The organism is Phyllobacterium myrsinacearum (assembly GCF_014138285.1).
Classification (GTDB): domain Bacteria; phylum Pseudomonadota; class Alphaproteobacteria; order Rhizobiales; family Rhizobiaceae; genus Phyllobacterium; species Phyllobacterium myrsinacearum_A.
In genome coordinates, this window is sequence record NZ_JACGXN010000001.1 from 1,027,618 (window position 1) to 1,044,618 (window position 17,001).

The window sequence follows — 17,001 nt, forward strand, 5'->3', positions numbered from 1 at the left end:
AAGGCCTAGTATGATAAGTCTGTGAGAGGGTCAATCGCAGCGTCACAATGTTGGACGACGAGTAGGATTTAATGTCTGTAAGCGTCACTTGCGTCCGCAGAAGGAGAATAACAGTTGAATACCGATGAAAAAAACGGCTGGACGCCATTTTCCCACTCCACCGAAGCCGTACGGCGGGTAGAGACCGCTCCCGAGACCCCGCAAACTCAATCTGACACCTATCGTCTTGCATTTGCCGACTCTGAGTTCATGACCCGCCGCGATCTGCGCGCCGTGCGGCTCCAGCTTGAATTGCTGAAGCCGGAAATGGCTCTGACGGAACGGGGTATCCGTTCGACAGTCGTACTTTTCGGCGGCGCCCGTATTCCCGAGCCGGGTGGTGAAGCCTGGGCGGCGAAAAATGAAGTACAGAAGAAGAATCTGGAAGCCAATTCCCGCTATTACGCGGAGGCACGCAAGTTTGCCCAGCTGTGCTCGACCTATTCCTCGACCACGTACAATCGCGAGTTCGTCGTTGTTACCGGTGGTGGCCCCGGCGTGATGGAGGCGGGCAATCGCGGTGCAGCCGACGTCGGCGCCCCAACCATCGGACTCAACATCGTGCTGCCGCATGAGCAGGCGCCTAATGAATATGTGACGCCCGAGCTCTGCTTCAACTTCCACTATTTCGCCATCCGGAAAATGCACTTCCTGATGCGTGCAAAAGCCCTTGCGATTTTCCCGGGTGGCTTCGGTACGATGGACGAAACCTTTGAAACGCTGACCCTCATTCAGACAGGCCGCATGGAGCGGATTCCCGTTCTCCTGTTTGGCAGGTCGTTCTGGGAAAAGGCGATCAACTTCGAGTTTCTGGCCGAGCAGGGTGTCATTTCGCCCTCGGACAGAGAATTGATCACCTTTGTCGATGATGCCGAAGAAGCTTGGGGCGTAATCAAGACGTTCTACGAACTGCCTTGATCTTCCGCGGCGTCAAGGCTGCGGGGAGGATGAATCCACGTCACAAGAACAACGGAGATGATCATCAGCAGATACCAGGAGCCGAATTTGGCAAAGGAAACCAACGCCCAGCCGTCTGCCTGCGAGGGGTAAATCCACGCTCTCGACCACGTGCCAATGTTTTCAGCGGCCCAGATGAACAAGGCGACCAGCAGGAATGCCACGAGCAGTGGCATTCGGTGGCGAAACCGGAAAACGCGATAATACATGGTCGTGCGCCAGAACAGCACCACGGTTGCGGCAAAGAGCGCGATTCTTATATCCGGCAGGAAATGATGTGTGAAAAAGTTTGCATAAATGGCGACCGCGAGCACGAGCGTCAGCGCAAATGAAGGATAGCGTTCAAGCCGGATGTCGAAGATGCGGTTGATACGGGCCATATAGGATCCGACCGCAGCATACATGAAACCTGAGAACAGTGGGACGCCGCCAATGCGAAAAAAATTGGGCTCGGGATATATCCACGAACCCGCGTGCGTTTTGTAGACTTCCATAATCGTACCGACGATATGGAATATCAAAATGACCTTAGCCTCGCCCCACGTTTCCAGTTTGAACACCAGCATGCCAAACTGGATGGCGAGAGCCGAAAGGAACAGAAAGTCATAGCGGGTGATCAAACTGCTTTCAGGCCAGTAAAAACGCGTAAGCATGATGATTGCGAGGAGCGCGCCGCCGAAGAGGCACGCCCAGGCCTGCTTGACACCGAACACCAGAAACTCGACAAGCCCGCCGCAGATACCCGACCGTGGAAGCCGGGCCAGAACGCGGTGCGCCGCAGCATCGATAATTGCTTCAACCGATGTAAATCGCTTCAAGCAGGCATACCCGCGCCTACCCGGCCCGGCTGGATCGCATTCAGGAACGATGCCAGATCATCCGTGACGTAATCCACGTGATCGGTGTAGTCAGGATCACGTTCCCAAATCTCCGAGAATGTCGGCTCGAAATTGTGCGGAACGATCAATACGGTTTTCATGCCCAACGCCTTCGGCTCTACAAGATTGCGGGCCAGATCTTCAAACATGGCGCTGCTCTTGGCATCAATTTCATGCAGGTCCAGAAAGCGGTCATAGGCCTGACGCGCCGGTTTGGGCATGAGTTCAGCGGCGACAATATCAAAAATGTCGTCAAACTGATCAAGAATACCGAGTTGCCGTGCCGCCCGTTCCGCATGGCCGCGATCACCATTGGTGAAAATGAACTTGCGCCCGGGCAGATGCTTGATCGCCATGGCAAGGGCCGGATCGGGAACGAGCCACGAATAATCGATATCGTGGACCTTCTGCAAAAAATCATCCGGATCGATATCGTAGCGATCCATCAGGCCTTTCAGTGTCGTCCCGTAGTCCTTGTAGAACTGCTTCTGGATCTGGCGCGCATCGGTATGGGACAGTTGCAGAAGGTTGGCAACATAGCCGGTCATCTTGACATCGATCTGCGAGAACAGATTGGAATGATGCGGATAAAGCGTGTTGTCCAGATCAAAGATCCAGTCCGTTACATGGGCAAAGTTCACGGGATCGGGATGTTTCGTCATACACAACTCGCGTTTCAAGAATCGTCGAACAGACCGCAGTCATTCTGCTTTTCACATCAACTCAATAGACGAAAAAAGTCTGAACTACGACCGTTTTTAAATTTTCCGCTAACAGCAGCTTCATGAATTCAGCATAGTACAGGGATAGCAGCGTCAGGGGCGACATGTTCAGAATTCTCTACAAGTGTGCGTTGGTCACAATTATTTCGATTGCCTGTTCTTTGCTGATTACCGGGAGCATCATGAGTGCTTTCGACATGCACAATAAAATGGGATTTGTGATCGCCACGATTTGCCCGCTGACGATCACACCGCCGATCTCGTTGATGGTGTTCCGGCAATCCGAACGATTGCGCGTAACCCTCATCCAGTTGGGGCAGGTCATGCAGCAGCTCGAAGAAACCAACGCCAAACTGCTGGAGAAAGCATCGCGCGACAGCATGACGGGCCTCCTCAATCGCGAGGCATTCTTTACTCATGTGGACCGGGTCCGCAGACAGTCCTCGGGCTCGCTACTCATCATCGATGCCGATCATTTCAAGAAAATCAACGATCAGCACGGCCACTACAATGGTGACGGCGCGCTGACTGCCATTGCGCACTGCATTTCGCGAAGTATCGGTGAACAGGACTCCATAGGCCGCATTGGCGGCGAGGAGTTCGCAGTCTTTTTGGCCAGCGAACACGAGGATGAAGTCCGGGCAATAGCCGAAATCGTTCGAAAAGACGTGACACTGATCGATTTCAGGACACCCGAAAACGAAAGAGTGCCGCTCAGCGTTAGCATCGGCGGTGTCATCGATGTATCGGGAGGAGCGATCGCCGATCATTTCCAGACCGCCGATCGCAGGCTCTACGAGGCCAAACGCAATGGCCGCAACTGCGTCATCATCAAACCGGCGATGAAGACGGCAGCTTAGATCTCTGACGGGTCCAGCGGAGTGCTGTCTTTCCATCGGGCAACTAGAGTGGCCATGTCAGCTTTTTCGAAGGCATCACGCAGCGCGGCAAAGCTTGGGAGAACGAAATAGGCGCGTTGGAACTTGTCGATCTCGTAGCCGGTCCGCATGACTGTTTCCAGATTGAAGGGCACGTGATGAGCGTCAGGGCTTTCGACGGAATACTGCAGTTCGCTGAATGACGACATCAGGCCCGCGCCAAACGCTTTCAGCTCAGTCCCCTCCTCCTGCATCAGGCCGAATTCGGCAGTGTACCAATAAAGTCGTGCCACCATCTGTTCGCCGCCGATGCGAACAGCGGCTCCACCTTTCTCGCCGTAAAGCTGCATGAAATCCGCGAAGATCGGCTGGCTGAGGATCGGGACATGGCCGAAGAAATCATGGAACATGTCTGGCTCGACGATGTAATCCAGCTCCTTCTTGCTCCGCAGCCAGTTGGTAACGGGGAAACGGCGATTGGCCAGATGATCGAAGAATGGTTCATTTGGAATGAGGCCCGGAACTGCGACGATCTCCCAGCCCGTCAGCTTGCGCAATCTTTCGCTCACTTCATGAAAGTCCGGGATACGATCAAGAAGGCCCAGCGCGTCGACGCCATCGAGATAACTGTGATGGGCAAGCCGCGACGTCAGTTTTGTCTGCCGGTCGCAAAGGGTACGCCACACCTCCTGATCTTCGGCCGAATAGTCGTATTGCTGCTCCACAGTAAAATCGGATTGGCAGGCATGATAGTCGCCGCGCAGCCCTTGAGCTGCACATTCGCGGGCATAGGCCTCAACACTGATAGTCATAAATTCCTCCTCGATTCCCATTGTGAAAGGCAGGATATGTCGAGAAAGCGAGGGAATTTGACCTTATTGTCTCAATGAAGCATCCTTCTGAGTGAAAAATGTAATGATCTGGAGGAAAACGAGTGCCATCCCCCCGTTTCGACGAATTTGAAATCAAGATGCTGCAGGTCCTGCGCGACAATGGCCGGGTACCGATCACCGATCTGGCCCAGAGCATCGGGCTTTCAGCCACACCTTGTGGCAGGCGTTTCGACGCCTTGCAGGAAACCGGGGTCGTCAAAGGCTTTGCTGCCGTGATCGACCGCCGATCCATCGGGCTCATGGTGGAGGTCTTCATCCAGGTGCGGCTTACATCCCACAGCGACGACTCGCCCGAACGCTTCATCACGGAGATACAGCGGATGGACGAGGTATCGTCCTGCTGGACAATGACCGGCGAGCACGACTTTCTTCTTCACGTGATGGTGCCGACGGTCGATGACCTCAATGACTTCGTCATGCATCGGCTGATGCGCCTGAAAGGTGTGCGCGACGTGCACACCCAGCTCGTTCTGCAGAATATAAAAGGGCCGGGCAAGATCCCGCTCGACCATCTGAAGCGGTGATCAGGGAACGATCAGTGTTCCGGCGCCGCGCTCGGTGAAGAGTTCGAGCAGAACCGAATGCGGAGTCTTGCCGTTGAGAATGACCACGCCTTCCACGCCGCGGTTGATCGCATCGATGCAGGTTTCGACCTTGGGGATCATACCACCGGAGATCGTACCGTCCTTGATCAGCGCACGCGCCTGACCGACCGACAATTCCTTGATGAGTTTCTTGTCCTTGTCGAGCACGCCAGGGACGTCAGTCAGGAACAAGAGGCGTGATGCAGCCAGCGCACCGGCAATGGCACCTGCAAAGGTATCGGCGTTGATGTTGTAGGTATGGCCATCGCGACCCGGCGCAACCGGAGCGATGACCGGGATCATCTCCGAACGGGCAAGCAGATCCAGCAATGTGCGATCCACTTCGACCGGCTCGCCAACAAAGCCAAGATCGACAATCTTCTCGATATTGGAGTCAGGATCGATAATCGTCTTCTTGGCCTTTTCGGCGAAGACCATATTGCCATCCTTGCCGCACAGTCCGATGGCCCATTCGCCCTCGGCGTTGATCAGCGCAACGATTTCCTTGTTGATCGAACCCGCCAGAACCATCTCGACAATCTCGAGCGTCTTTTCATCGGTGACGCGCAGACCGCCCTCGAACTTCGATTCGATGCCCATGCGCGCCAACATCGATGCAATCTGCGGGCCGCCACCGTGCACGACGATCGGATTTATGCCGGATTGCTTCAGAAGGGCGATATCACGGGCAAAGGCCTTGCCAAGCGCCGCGTCACCCATGGCATGACCGCCATATTTCACGACAACGGTCTTGTTTTCATATCGCTGCATATATGGAAGAGCGGCGGATAGTAGGCTTGCCTGAATTTCTGCGGTGTGTTCAGTCTCTGACATGTGGGAAGCAAGCTCCAGCTTGGAAAGGACGGGGTCTCATACCCCTAAAGACGGCCACGGGCAAACATGATTTAGGGTGGGCGGGAACGTTTTTGCATGCGGCCCATTGACAGGACAACCCATCGGCAGATTTAACTTAGGTAATCAAAGAGTTGGAAACGCCAGTCGTATGACACCCGAGGGCATATCAGAACTGATTTCCCGGGTCGCTTTGCGCGACCGCGCGGCGTTCGATGTGCTCTACAACTCAACGAGCGCGAAACTATTCGGTGTATGCCTGCGTATCTTGGGCAATCGCTCGGAAGCAGAGGACGCATTACAGGATATCTACGTCAAGATCTGGAACAAGGCCGATCGCTTTGCGGTCACGGACACCAGCCCCATCTCATGGCTGGTAGCTATTGCGCGCAATCACTCGATCGACGTGCTGCGTGCGCGTAAACCAGCCACGGCCGAACTGGAAAAAGCCGTTGGTATTGCTGAACACTCGCCTGATCCCGAGCAATCTGCAATTGCGTCAGGCGAAACAAAGCGCATCAATGAATGTCTCGATCAGCTGGAATCTGATCGGGCGTCGGCCGTACGGGGCGCATATCTGAACGGCGAGAGTTACGAGCTTCTGGCGATACGCCACCGCGTGCCGCTCAATACAATGCGAACATGGCTGCGCCGCAGCCTGATGAAACTGAAGGAATGTCTGGAACGATGAGCACGATCCCTGCCGATGACACAATGCCGGAAGGCGACGATTTCGTCGCCGCCGAGTATGTGCTGGGCGTGCTTCCGGAGCAGGAGCGGCGCGACGCTGCCCGCCGCATCGAAAACGACCCGGCATTTGCCCGTCTTGTTGCCAATTGGCAGCTCCACTTCGATCCACTCAATGAGCAGTTCCAGTCAACGACGGCCCCGAGCTACCTCAAGGGCCAGATCGACCAGCGGCTGTTCGGTATCGATTCCGGCCGCGTGGCCGCAGGCGCTTCATTCTGGAACAGTCTGGCCTTCTGGCGAACGGTAGCCGTTGCGGCGCTTGCCCTGGTTGTATTCAACTTTGCCCGAGAGTTCGTACACCGTCAGACCGGACCGGCGCCGACCCAACTGATCGCCTCCATGTCGAGTGACAGTGGTCCTCTGCGGAGTGTCGCAATCTTTGACGACAAGTCGAGGAAGCTGAGAATAACGCTCGTTTCCGGAGATATACCTCGGGACAAGTCGCTGGAACTTTGGCTGATCGCAGGGAAAGACGCGCCGGTCTCGCTTGGTGTGCTCGCGTCGCCCAAGGGTACCGAGTTCAATGTACCAACTTCGATCGCAGCCAAGCTGCGCGACGGGACGACGCTGGCTATTTCCGTTGAACCTGTCGGCGGTTCTCCGAGCGGCACTCCCACCGGTGCCGTCGTGGCAGCGGGTTCTGTCAGCAGTATCTGAAATCAATAAAGCGGCCGCAGCCATTCGAGACGACTACAAGTTGACTCGATCAAATACTATTCTTCGAGAAGAAGAGCTATTGCAGCGCGCAGCTCATCCAGTCCCGCACCTTTTTCCGACGACGTGGCAAGAATAGTCGGATAGGCGGCAGCGCGCTTTTTAATAGCCTGTGCCGTTTCTTCCATCAGGCGCGGCACGCCCGCGGGCTTGATCTTGTCGATCTTGGTCAAAACGATCTGGTACGACACCGCGGCACGGTCCAGAAGGTCAAGTACTTCAGCATCGTTCTTCTTCACCCCATGACGGGCATCGATGAGCAAGTAGACGCGCTTCAGCGTGGTACGGCCACGGAGGTAATCAAAGACAAGTCGTGTCCAGGCATCCACCTGTTCCTTCGGCGCTTCGGCAAAACCATAGCCGGGCATATCAACCACAGCGAGCGGCGGGAGGTCGCCATTCTCACCGGAATGGCCATCCGGCACGAAATAGTTGAGTTCCTGGGTACGGCCAGGCGTGTTTGAGGTCCGCGCCAGACCTTTCTGACCAATGATCGCATTGATCAGCGATGATTTGCCAACATTGGAGCGGCCGGCGAAAGCAATTTCGATCGGACCTTCCGGAGGCAGGAACTTCATGGACGGAACGCCGCGAATGAACACCCAGCCTTGCGCAAAGAGCATCCGGCCCTTCTCGATCAGCCTGTTCGTATTGTCGTTGGTTTCACTCACGTTCTTTTCCGTCCGTTAAACTGGGCAGTTATATGCGACCTGCCCCTGCATTCAATGTTATCGCCGCCTTGTCAACCGAGCCCCACCGTTCGGCGGCAAATGAAAAGCCCCCGGTATGAGCGGGGGCTTCTGAAACTCCGGTGTAACCCGCCTATTCGGCGGGCTTCGGTTTCTTCTTGAAGAGACCTGCGAGATTGTCCCACAGTTCGATCTTCGCACCCTGCCGCTTCATGATGATACCCTGCTGGGTGATCGACAGGAAGTTGTTCCAAGCCCAGTAGATGACGAGACCTGCCGGGAAACTGGACAGCATGAACGTGAAGATCAGCGGCATCCAATTGAAGATCATTGCCTGTGTTGGATCGGGAGGTGTCGGGTTCATGCGCATCTGCAGGAACATCGTCACGCCCATGATCAATGGCCAGACGCCGATCATCAGGAATGCTGGAACAGTCCACGGAATAAGGCCGAACAGGTTGAACACCGATGTTGGATCCGGCGCGGCCAAATCCTGAATCCAGCCGAAGAACGGCGCATGGCGCATTTCGATGGTGACGTACAGCACCTTGTAGAGCGCGAAGAAGACCGGAATCTGGATCACGATCGGCCAGCAACCGGCGATCGGGTTGATCTTCTCGGTTTTGTAGAGCTCCATCATCGCCTGCTGCTGCTTGACCTTGTCTTCCGCATATTTTTCACGGATTTCAGCCATTTTCGGCTGAACCATCTTCATGCGCGCCATCGAAGCATAGGACTTGTTGGCAAGCGGGAAGAACAGGGCCTTGAGCAGAACCGTCACAACGAGGATAGCTACGCCGAAGTTACCGATAGCCTTATACAACCAGTCGATGAGGTAGAACATCGGCTCGGTGATGAAGTAGAACCAGCCCCAGTCGATCAGATTCTTGAACAATGGAATATGCAGGTTGTTCATATAGCCATTGATCTTGCCAACTTCCTTGGCACCCGCGAACACGAGGTTTTCGATCGTGGTGGATTGGCCGGGTTCAATTGTCGTCGGATCGGACAGATAGTCGCTCTGATACTGCGGACGGCCGTTGTCGAAATAAGACATGCGGGCCTTGAAAGGCTTTGTCTGCGCCGGAACGAGAGCAGCAGCCCAATATTTGTCGGTGATTCCGATCCAGCCGCCAGTATCCGTTTTGTCCGGGGAGACCTCTTTTTCCTTCTCGATCGCCGCAAATTTATATTCGACCAGCTTTCCGGCGATCACACCGATTGGGCCTTCATGCAATACATATGTGCTGGCATGCAGAGGCTTGTAGAAGCGCGTGACGCGACCATAGGATGCCAATGAAACCGGTGCCGAAGTGCCATTCGTCACAGCGTCCTTGACGGTGAACATGTAATCGTCATCAACACTGAACGTGCGCTTGAAGGTCAGGCCCTTTTCATTGGTAAAGCTAAGGGTAACCGGGGTGGATGGACTAAGCTTGTTGTTGCCGTCCACAGTCCAGACGGTCGTCGGGCCCGGGACCGCGCCCGAGGTCTCGTTACCGGTAAATCCGATCTCGACGAACTGACCGTCTGCCATCTCCGAAGGGCTCAGAAGCTGAATGGTCGGAGAATTGTTGTCTACGGTCTCATGATACTGCTTGAGCTGCAGATCATCCAGACGTGCGCCTGTCAGGCTGATGGAACCGCTGAGGCTTGGCGTATCGATCTGAACACGCGATGTCTGCGCAAGAACGGTCGCGCGGGTCAGGTTACCGGCTTGGGTAGCATCTGGCGTCTGACCGGGAATGTTTGAACCGGGCGCTGCAGCCGTCGATGCCGGCAAATTATTTGCAGGCGCACCAGCAGTTGTTGCGCTCTGTGCTGCCGTCTTGTTCTGGGCAGCCTGACGAGTGGCTTCAACTTGAGCCTGCTGGCGCTCGGCCTCGATCTTGGGGCCCATATAGAACACCTGCCAAAGTCCGAGAATAACGACGGACAAAGCAATGGTGATAAAGAAATTACGATTGGTTTCCATTATCGGGTCCTGTTGGGCCGGTCATGTCTTGGGGAAACGCCGGTTTGGTATTTTTTGGAAACCCGTTTCGAGAGTTCCCGGGATAAGTCCGCAAACGGCGCATCAAGCGCGTCGCGGCGAGCAACGATCACATAGTCGGTTCCGGCGGCCATGTCACCTGCAACATTGACGCGTACAGCCTCTTTCAGCCGACGCTTGATGCGATTGCGGATAACGGCATTTCCGTTCTTTTTTGTGACTGTAAAACCAACACGCGGCGGACCTTTCCGGTCTTCACGTTCCTTGACCTCGAGCAGAAAGAAACCGCCACGGCGTTTTTCTCCGGCCCGAACAGCCAAAAACTCCGCTCTCTTGCGAAGGCGGAGTGGTTTTTGATCATTCATTCCTGTAATGCCAACTTCGGCCAACCGCGCAAACCTGCGCGGAATGCCTTATGCCGACAACCGCTTGCGACCGCGAGCACGACGTGCTGCGATAACCTTGCGGCCGCCTGCAGTAGCCATACGGGCGCGAAACCCGTGACGACGTGCGCGGACAAGTTTGGATGGCTGATAAGTACGCTTCATTTGTTTAATACCGCGGTGTGCGGCCCTTCTTGTGGTCTGTTCTTTAACAGGAGCATATCAGGACCGCCATTGGCGCATAAAAATACGCCGCCGGGGCGGTCAACCCGGACGTGCGCGGCTTATAGAGGCATGATGGTAATAAGTCAATTGATGCCGAACGATTCAAAAATAGGCAAAAATCAGGAAGTGATTTATTGTGCCCGCGCAACGTTTGACCTACATCGGGCGTTGATGGAGCAAATATGGCGCTAACGCAACAGGAACAGAAACCGGCGGGCACGCGGATGCAGGCAGGCCGAAGCTTGCCGATCCTCAAGCGCCTTTCGGGCAAGCTGTTGCGACTTACCATACTGTTTGGCCTTCTGGCCGAAGTCATGATTTTTGTGCCAACGATGGCTGACATGCGCATGCGCTGGCTATCGGATCGCCTCAATACCGTTGCGGCGGCAAGTGTGGTGCTGGCTGCAAGCGATGGCAAAGATATTCCGCAGAGCGTACAGAATGACGTACTGCTTGCGACGGGTACGAAGGCAATTGCCCTGCGTGAAATGGGTGCATCGCGCCTGTTGGCCGTCGCTGACATGCCGTCCAAGGTCGACCGCCATATCGACATGACGGTCACTGACCCGTTGACCACGATCCGCGACGCATTCGACACTATTTTCAACGGTGGCAAGCGCATTATCCGCGTCTACGGCCCTATCGGCGATACAGGAAAAGTCATCGAGCTCATCACATCCGACGCGCCCTTGCGCAATGCGATGTTGCGTTATGCTCGCAACCTGACGCTGATTTCGATGTTCATTTCAGTCATTACCGCTGGCCTCGTATTTCTCGCCATCAGCCACCTGCTCATCAGGCCGATACAGCGCATGAGCGCAAACATGCTGGCCTTTGCCCAGCAACCGGATGACCCTACACGCGTCATCCAGCCAGAGAATCGTGACGATGAACTTGGCATTGCTCAACGGGAGCTTGCCGACATGCAGCAGCGACTGCAACGCACATTGTCCGAGCAGAAACATCTTGCTGATCTTGGCCTGGCGGTTTCGAAGATCAACCACGACATGCGCAACATTCTTGCGTCTGCCCAGCTCATGTCCGATCACCTTGCCAATGCCAGCGATCCTGCCATCCAGAGGATGGTGCCGAAGCTCGTGCGCACAATTGATCGCGCCATCAATTATTCGCAGACCGTACTTGCCTATGGCGGGACGCAGGAACCCCCTCCCCAGCGGCGGCGTGTCAAACTGCATACTGTCGTTGCCGACGTCGAGGAGATGCTCAATCTCGACGTAAAATCGGGAATCGAATTCAAGAATCTGGTACCGGAAAGTTTTGAGATCGACGTTGACCCGGATCAGTTTTTCCGGGTGATTTCCAATCTATGCCGTAATTCTGTTCAGGCTATGAGTGGCGATACGCGCACTGAGTCCTCAATCATCAAGCGGCTGACGATTACCGCGGGCCAGATCGGAACCATCTCGATTATCGGCATAGAGGACACCGGACCCGGCTTGCCTCCCAAGGCGCGCGAAAACCTGTTCACGGCGTTCAAGGGCTCCGCCCGTTCAGGCGGCACGGGTCTTGGTCTTGCCATTGTTCACGAGCTGGTCCGCGCGCATAGCGGCACTATCGAACTGCGGAGCGGCGAGGGAGCGGGAACGAGTTTTGAAATCCGTATTCCGGATCAACCGGTCTCTCTGGCGGAATGGCGCTCGCGCCGGGATTCAATATCGTGATATGACACTCACAAATGAGTGATTATCTTCCTGCCTATTGGCCCCAAATCCTCTTTGTTCTTTCTATCGTCCTTGGCGTTCCCGCCGCGGTCCATGCGACCATGACGAAGGAAGAGGTGCGCGCGGCCATTGGATGGGTCGGCGTCATCATCCTCTCGCCTGTTATCGGCGCGGTTATCTATGCGGTCGCGGGTATCAACCGGATCAGGCGCTCCTCCATCACATCACAACGGGCTTTCCTGCACGAAATCGGCCAGGATCATCTCATGCGTTTCGACGCGAACGAGAAAAATGTGCTTGACCATTTCGAGAAGCGGTTTGCCGCGATGAAAACGCTGGGAGATCGCGTAAGCCGGTGCCGCCTGACCACCGGCAACAACATTACCATGCTCCAAAGCGGTGATGACGCATACTGCGCGATGCTGCAACACATCGGCAATGCCAAGCGCAGCATTCTGGTGGAAACCTATATTTTTGACCGGGACAAGATCGGCTTGCGGCTAGCCGATGCGCTGATTGCCGCCGTCAAACGCGGTGTTGAAGTCCGGGTACTCATCGATGCGGTCGGCGCGCGTTATTCGATACCGAGCATTGTCGGTTATCTGAAAAAAGGCGGCGTGCGCACCGATGTGTTTAATGGCAATATTATCATGGGTTTGCGCTTGCCCTACGCGAACCTCAGGACCCACCGCAAGATACTGATCGTTGACGGCACCACGGCGTTTACCGGCGGCATGAACATTCGCGCCGGCTTTTCCGCCGAAATCGTTGGGGAAGACAATGCGCGCGATACGCATTTCAGTCTGACCGGTCCCATTGTCACCGATCTGTTTCACATCGCATCGGAAGATTGGCGCTTCACAACAGGTGAACAGTTGGCGGGTGAACCGTGGCTGATTGCCTCGCCGGCCACCAACGCAGGCGACCCGGTTTTCATCAGAGCAGTACCATCCGGACCCGACAGAAGCGTGGAAGCCAATCACCGCATGTTGATGGGGGCGTTCTCCGTGGCACAAAGCCATATCCGCATCATGTCCCCTTATTTCCTGCCGGACCGCGAATTGATCAGCGCATTGGTGACAGCTGCACGGCGCGGCGTCGAGGTCGATATCGTTGTTCCCTCGCTCAACAATCTGAAACTCGTCGACCGCGCCATGACTGCGCAGTTCGATCAGATTTTGAAGAGTCACTGCCGCATCTGGCGTGCGAGCGGCAATTTCAACCACTCCAAGCTACTGGCAGTTGACGGACAATGGGCCTATGTGGGCTCATCAAACCTAGACCCCCGGTCCTTGCGCCTCAATTTCGAGGTCGACCTTGAAATCATGAATGCAGAGTTTGCTGCAAAAGTGGAAGCACTCGTTAATGCTGCTATTGAGTCGGCAAAACCGGTGATGCTTCAGAGCCTGCGCGCCCGTTCATTCTGGGTGCGGTTGCTCGACCGGATTATCTGGCTAGGCTCGCCCTATCTCTGAGCTCACCGGTCTCCGCCAGAGCACCTTTCAGATCGACATAGGCTTTGATCGGCAGGTGATCAGAGGCGACACGGGCAAGCGGCGTGTCATGAACCTCGATGCCGGTGACCAGACTGTGCGGGTGGCCGAGCACCCGATCCAGTGCCAAAACCGGAAAGCGTGAAGGGAAACTCGGCACCGCATTTTTCATCGGATCAAAGATTGGGTGCAAGAAATGCAACGAAGAACCCTTGCCGACGCGCCATTCATTCAGATCGCCGAGCAGAAGTGTCGGGCGTGACGGGTCCGCATGAACGGCGTTGAGGATCGCCTCCGATTGCTGCATGCGGGAATGCCGCAGCAGGCCAAGATGCGCTGCGATAATACGCAATGGGCCAGCTTCGAGATCAAGGTCAACCACAAGAGCACCGCGGGGTTCCAGCCCCGGAAGCTTCAATTGCTGTACCCGCCGCACAACCCCTTCACGGAAGAGCAGCAGGTTCCCATGCCAGCCGTGTCCCTTGGGATAGAGCGAAGCCACACGCACCGGAACGAGATTGTTTTCACGTTCCAGCCGGGCAAGATCGAGAAGACCAGACCGTTCGCCGAACCTCTTGTCCGCTTCCTGAACAGCCACAACATCCGCCCCAAGCTCGCCTATGACATGCGCAATGCGGTCCGGATCGAACTTCTTGTCGATGCCGACGCATTTATGGACATTGTAGGACGCAATGACGGTATCGTTCCGCACGACCCTGGTCACGCCTGTCGGGCGGTTGTTGCGGTTCTTGACCGCCGCGAGGATGCTGGCTGAGACACTTGGTCTTGTGTGCCGCATTGGCTTCTTGCTGTCCATCCATAAGAGATATGTCGGGTTCGCCCGAATGGCAAGCAAATGAAGTCGTCAGATTGGGTGAATGACCTTAAACTCTGTTCCCGACGAAATGCGCCAGCTGTGCACCGACCTCGTAATATCCTTCGCGCAACGTCCGCAAACCTTCTTCCTTGGGCTTTGTCACGGGCAACGGCAGATCCGCGTCGGATACCTTGCCAACGATGTGTTCAGCCAATACCCGGCCAAATACTGTGCCGGGTGCAATGCCACGACCATTATAGCCGCTGAAACTGATGATCTTCGGCGCAAGCGTGTGGAAGCGGGGCAGATTGTCATTGGTCATGCCGATCTGGCCGTACCAGCCCGCTTCGAAGGTAATATCTTTGATCTGCGGGAAAAGTTTGCGGATCGACCGGGCAGCCCAAGCTTTGTGCACAGCCATCCCTGTGCCGCGCAGCGCACCGACACTGCCAAACACAAGGCGGCCGCGCTGATCCATCCGGAAGGAGCTCAATATCTCCTTGGTATCCCAGCCACCCTGACGCTCCGGCAGAACAGTATTGCGCACCTCTTCCGGCAGCGGCGGCGTGGCAAAATTGAAATAGGGCAGATGCAGGAGTTCGGCTCTCAACTCCGGCCAGGGCGAGGTCGTATAGGCGTTTGTCGCCACGACAACCCATTCGGCCGAAACAGTCCCAGCCGGGGTGTTAACGATCCAGCGATCACCGGAACGGGTCGTGGATGTGACGGGGGTTCCCGTGTAGACGGCAACGCCAGCAGCGATGGCGGCGGTTGCAAGCCCACGCACATAGGCCAGTGGCTGAATCGTGCCAGCCCGATTATCGAGCAACGCCCCGGCATAGACGGTCGAACCGACCTTCTCAGCGGTTTCCTCGGCACTCAGTAAACGGACGGATGCACCACGGGCCAGCCACTGCTCCGTCCGCTGCTTCAATTGCTCTATGCCGCTCTTGCCGACGGCGCAGTGCAAGGTGCCTTTGCGTTCAAGTTCGCAGGCGATCTTGTGCTTGTCGACAAGATTGAACACAGATTGGGGTGCGTTGCCGAGCAATTCCAGCAAACGTTCGCCATGCACCTGCCCCAGAACCTGCGGCAGGTCATTGGGCATTACCCACATGCCCGCATTCACCAGGCCAACATTGCGGCCCGATCCGCCATAGCCGATTTCAACGGCATCAAGAACGGCAACGCTTGTACCCGTTTCGGCCAGGTGCAGAGCCGCGGAAAGTCCGGTAAAGCCGGCGCCGATCACGGCGACATCAACGGAAATATTGCCATCCAGCTTTCGCGTTGCAGGTGCCGGCGGCGCCGTCTTTTCCCAGAGTCCGTGGGAGCGTTCATCATTCAGCATGGGGTCACCGTTAGGTCGGTCCGGCATCCGCCGGCAATCTTGCACAGACTCATCGTCCATTCTGCTTATAAGCCGCGTTTCCGGCAACGAAAGTGAAATTCGTTGAACAGGTGATGCGCCGAGCGAATGACCTTACGACTGCCGTCCGCTGACCTGATCGGCGATCCAAGCAAAAAAGCTCTGAGCCATAAGATTCTCTTTCTTGTGGTCCGGAACAACAAGGTAGTAGCTGTTCTCTGTCGTCAGCGGCTGGTCGAACAAAACCCGCAGACGACCTGACGCCAGTTCATGCTCGATGAGGTAACGCGGCACCAGGGCAAAACCGAGCCCGGCAAGCGCAGCTTCGATCACCATGGAAAAGTGTTCAAAACGATGCCCTTTGTAGGGACTGACCACCTCTGCCTGAACAGATTCAAACCAGTCAGCCCAGGCTTTTGGCCGCGTCGAAAGATGCAGGAGAGGTGCTGAATTCGCAAGCTCCGCCGGTGTCGCAACAGGATTGGCTGACAGCAGTTCCGGGCTACCGACGGGAACAATCATTTCACTGCAGAGATATGTGCATGTGGCATGGGCCCACACAGGCTGACCATAGTGGATTGCAAGATCAAAGGGCTCTTCTTCGAAATCGAACGGCTGCGAACGCGACGCGACGCTCAGGGCCATATCCGGATAGCGTTTCAGAAAGTCCGGCAAACGGGGCATCAGCCACCGACTGCCAAAGGTGGGCAGGGTCGCTATGCTTAGAGATGATGCCGACTGCGATGCGGCCATCGCCCGCAGCATGGTTTCTTCTGTGAGCCCCAGCAACCGTCGCACTTCAGGCAAAAACTTCTGCCCGGCATCGGATAGAACCACCCTCTGCCTGACCCGCTCGAAAAGCAGGACACCGATCTGGCTTTCAAGCTCACTCATCTGACGGCTGACAGCACTCTGCGTCAGGTTCAGCTCCTTTGCCGCCTGCGTGAAGCTGCCATGGCGGGCCGCGCACTCGAAGGTTTGCAGAATATCGATGTCCGGAATCAGACGGCGGCTCAACTTCATTCTTGTCTCGCATCAACCTAGTTAGAATCATCGCAATCTTTGACGATATCACCACTCTAT

The 17,001-nt window shown here is 55.8% G+C and carries 18 protein-coding genes; 7 read left to right on the forward strand and 11 right to left on the reverse strand.

Annotation, left to right across the window (positions count from 1 at the left end; translation table 11 throughout):
• The first annotated feature begins 114 nt into the window (after window positions 1-114).
• Entirely contained in the window at window positions 115-957 is an 843-nt protein-coding gene (locus tag FHW16_RS05120; protein WP_182548036.1) for an LOG family protein, read from the forward strand.
• Here the strand turns inward: FHW16_RS05120 and FHW16_RS05125 are convergent.
• Together FHW16_RS05125 and FHW16_RS05130 are read right to left on the reverse strand one after the other, a co-directional pair.
• The gene (locus FHW16_RS05125) at window positions 942-1,814 is read right to left on the reverse strand and encodes a DUF817 domain-containing protein (protein WP_182548037.1); all 873 of its coding nucleotides are present in this window, start codon (window positions 1,812-1,814) and stop codon (window positions 942-944) included. The genes FHW16_RS05120 and FHW16_RS05125 overlap by 16 nt on opposite strands.
• Complete coding sequence (locus FHW16_RS05130) at window positions 1,811-2,536, reverse strand: pyrimidine 5'-nucleotidase (protein WP_182548038.1); 726 nt, start codon at window positions 2,534-2,536, stop codon at window positions 1,811-1,813. Before FHW16_RS05130 ends, FHW16_RS05125 begins: the two co-directional genes overlap by 4 nt.
• Window positions 2,537-2,778: 242 nt before the next feature.
• On the opposite strand from FHW16_RS05130, the gene FHW16_RS05135 reads away from it, so the two are divergent.
• Window positions 2,779-3,456 (forward strand): GGDEF domain-containing protein, encoded by a 678-nt coding sequence (locus FHW16_RS05135; RefSeq protein ID WP_210278016.1) that lies wholly within the window; start codon window positions 2,779-2,781, stop codon window positions 3,454-3,456.
• Here the strand turns inward: FHW16_RS05135 and phhA are convergent.
• Entirely contained in the window at window positions 3,453-4,286 is an 834-nt protein-coding gene (phhA, locus tag FHW16_RS05140) for a phenylalanine 4-monooxygenase (RefSeq protein WP_182548040.1), read from the reverse strand. The genes FHW16_RS05135 and phhA overlap by 4 nt on opposite strands.
• Window positions 4,287-4,408: 122 nt before the next feature.
• Between phhA and FHW16_RS05145 the strand changes: the two genes are divergently transcribed.
• On the forward strand, window positions 4,409-4,891 hold the full coding sequence (locus FHW16_RS05145; RefSeq protein WP_182548041.1) for an Lrp/AsnC ligand binding domain-containing protein: 483 nt from the start codon (window positions 4,409-4,411) through the stop codon (window positions 4,889-4,891).
• On the opposite strand, the gene argB is transcribed toward FHW16_RS05145, so the two are convergent.
• The gene (argB, locus tag FHW16_RS05150; RefSeq protein ID WP_182548042.1) at window positions 4,892-5,785 is read right to left on the reverse strand and encodes an acetylglutamate kinase; all 894 of its coding nucleotides are present in this window, start codon (window positions 5,783-5,785) and stop codon (window positions 4,892-4,894) included.
• A gap of 169 nt (window positions 5,786-5,954) precedes the next feature.
• Here argB and FHW16_RS05155 point away from each other — a divergent pair, with 169 nt between their 5' ends.
• Both FHW16_RS05155 and FHW16_RS05160 read left to right on the forward strand, forming a co-directional pair.
• Entirely contained in the window at window positions 5,955-6,494 is a 540-nt protein-coding gene (locus tag FHW16_RS05155; RefSeq protein WP_182548043.1) for a sigma-70 family RNA polymerase sigma factor, read from the forward strand.
• On the forward strand, window positions 6,491-7,210 hold the full coding sequence (locus tag FHW16_RS05160; RefSeq protein WP_182548044.1) for an anti-sigma factor: 720 nt from the start codon (window positions 6,491-6,493) through the stop codon (window positions 7,208-7,210). Before FHW16_RS05155 ends, FHW16_RS05160 begins: the two co-directional genes overlap by 4 nt.
• Window positions 7,211-7,266: 56 nt before the next feature.
• On the opposite strand, the gene yihA is transcribed toward FHW16_RS05160, so the two are convergent.
• The 4 genes from yihA to rpmH form a co-directional block, all read right to left on the reverse strand.
• Window positions 7,267-7,890, reverse strand: a complete 624-nt coding sequence (gene yihA, locus FHW16_RS05165; RefSeq protein ID WP_210278066.1) for a ribosome biogenesis GTP-binding protein YihA/YsxC — start codon at window positions 7,888-7,890, stop codon at window positions 7,267-7,269.
• 199 nt (window positions 7,891-8,089) lie between these two features.
• Window positions 8,090-9,931: a membrane protein insertase YidC gene (gene yidC, locus FHW16_RS05170; RefSeq protein ID WP_182548046.1), complete on the reverse strand. Its 1,842-nt coding sequence runs from the start codon at window positions 9,929-9,931 to the stop codon at window positions 8,090-8,092.
• Window positions 9,931-10,314 carry a ribonuclease P protein component gene (gene rnpA, locus FHW16_RS05175; protein WP_182548047.1) on the reverse strand — a complete coding sequence of 128 codons (384 nt, stop codon included), beginning with the start codon at window positions 10,312-10,314 and terminating at the stop codon, window positions 9,931-9,933. Before rnpA ends, yidC begins: the two co-directional genes overlap by 1 nt.
• Before the next feature lie 48 nt (window positions 10,315-10,362).
• A complete protein-coding gene (gene rpmH, locus FHW16_RS05180; protein ID WP_040853797.1) occupies window positions 10,363-10,497 on the reverse strand; it encodes a 50S ribosomal protein L34 in 135 nt (44 codons plus the stop codon).
• A 284-nt stretch (window positions 10,498-10,781) separates the two neighbouring features.
• Here rpmH and FHW16_RS05185 point away from each other — a divergent pair, with 284 nt between their 5' ends.
• The gene (locus FHW16_RS05185) at window positions 10,782-12,239 is read left to right on the forward strand and encodes a sensor histidine kinase (RefSeq protein WP_246711671.1); all 1,458 of its coding nucleotides are present in this window, start codon (window positions 10,782-10,784) and stop codon (window positions 12,237-12,239) included.
• 14 nt (window positions 12,240-12,253) lie between these two features.
• Complete coding sequence (locus FHW16_RS05190) at window positions 12,254-13,714, forward strand: phospholipase D-like domain-containing protein (protein WP_182548049.1); 1,461 nt, start codon at window positions 12,254-12,256, stop codon at window positions 13,712-13,714.
• Here the strand turns inward: FHW16_RS05190 and FHW16_RS05195 are convergent.
• The 3 genes from FHW16_RS05195 to FHW16_RS05205 all read right to left on the reverse strand — a co-directional run bounded on the left by FHW16_RS05195 (window position 13,686) and on the right by FHW16_RS05205 (window position 16,941).
• Window positions 13,686-14,531, reverse strand: a complete 846-nt coding sequence (locus FHW16_RS05195; protein WP_182548050.1) for an endonuclease/exonuclease/phosphatase family protein — start codon at window positions 14,529-14,531, stop codon at window positions 13,686-13,688. The genes FHW16_RS05190 and FHW16_RS05195 overlap by 29 nt on opposite strands.
• Before the next feature lie 85 nt (window positions 14,532-14,616).
• Window positions 14,617-15,900, reverse strand: a complete 1,284-nt coding sequence (locus tag FHW16_RS05200) for an NAD(P)/FAD-dependent oxidoreductase (RefSeq protein ID WP_182548051.1) — start codon at window positions 15,898-15,900, stop codon at window positions 14,617-14,619.
• A gap of 132 nt (window positions 15,901-16,032) precedes the next feature.
• Entirely contained in the window at window positions 16,033-16,941 is a 909-nt protein-coding gene (locus tag FHW16_RS05205) for a LysR family transcriptional regulator (protein ID WP_182548052.1), read from the reverse strand.
• Between the last annotated feature and the right edge of the window lie 60 nt (window positions 16,942-17,001).

Coding starts and splice junctions, on each gene's coding strand:
- yihA (WP_210278066.1), bottom strand. CDS start 7,890: ATGCTCTTTGCGCAAGGCTGGGTGTTCATTCGCGGCGTTCCGTCCATG.
- rpmH (WP_040853797.1), bottom strand. CDS start 10,497: ATGAAGCGTACTTATCAGCCATCCAAACTTGTCCGCGCACGTCGTCAC.
- yidC (WP_182548046.1), bottom strand. CDS start 9,931: ATGGAAACCAATCGTAATTTCTTTATCACCATTGCTTTGTCCGTCGTT.
- rnpA (WP_182548047.1), bottom strand. CDS start 10,314: ATGAATGATCAAAAACCACTCCGCCTTCGCAAGAGAGCGGAGTTTTTG.
- FHW16_RS05200 (WP_182548051.1), bottom strand. CDS start 15,900: ATGCTGAATGATGAACGCTCCCACGGACTCTGGGAAAAGACGGCGCCG.
- FHW16_RS05195 (WP_182548050.1), bottom strand. CDS start 14,531: ATGCGGCACACAAGACCAAGTGTCTCAGCCAGCATCCTCGCGGCGGTC.
- argB (WP_182548042.1), bottom strand. CDS start 5,785: ATGTCAGAGACTGAACACACCGCAGAAATTCAGGCAAGCCTACTATCC.
- phhA (WP_182548040.1), bottom strand. CDS start 4,286: ATGACTATCAGTGTTGAGGCCTATGCCCGCGAATGTGCAGCTCAAGGG.
- FHW16_RS05160 (WP_182548044.1), top strand. CDS start 6,491: ATGAGCACGATCCCTGCCGATGACACAATGCCGGAAGGCGACGATTTC.
- FHW16_RS05205 (WP_182548052.1), bottom strand. CDS start 16,941: ATGAAGTTGAGCCGCCGTCTGATTCCGGACATCGATATTCTGCAAACC.
- FHW16_RS05130 (WP_182548038.1), bottom strand. CDS start 2,536: ATGACGAAACATCCCGATCCCGTGAACTTTGCCCATGTAACGGACTGG.
- FHW16_RS05185 (WP_246711671.1), top strand. CDS start 10,782: ATGCAGGCAGGCCGAAGCTTGCCGATCCTCAAGCGCCTTTCGGGCAAG.
- FHW16_RS05190 (WP_182548049.1), top strand. CDS start 12,254: ATGAGTGATTATCTTCCTGCCTATTGGCCCCAAATCCTCTTTGTTCTT.
- FHW16_RS05155 (WP_182548043.1), top strand. CDS start 5,955: ATGACACCCGAGGGCATATCAGAACTGATTTCCCGGGTCGCTTTGCGC.
- FHW16_RS05135 (WP_210278016.1), top strand. CDS start 2,779: ATGAGTGCTTTCGACATGCACAATAAAATGGGATTTGTGATCGCCACG.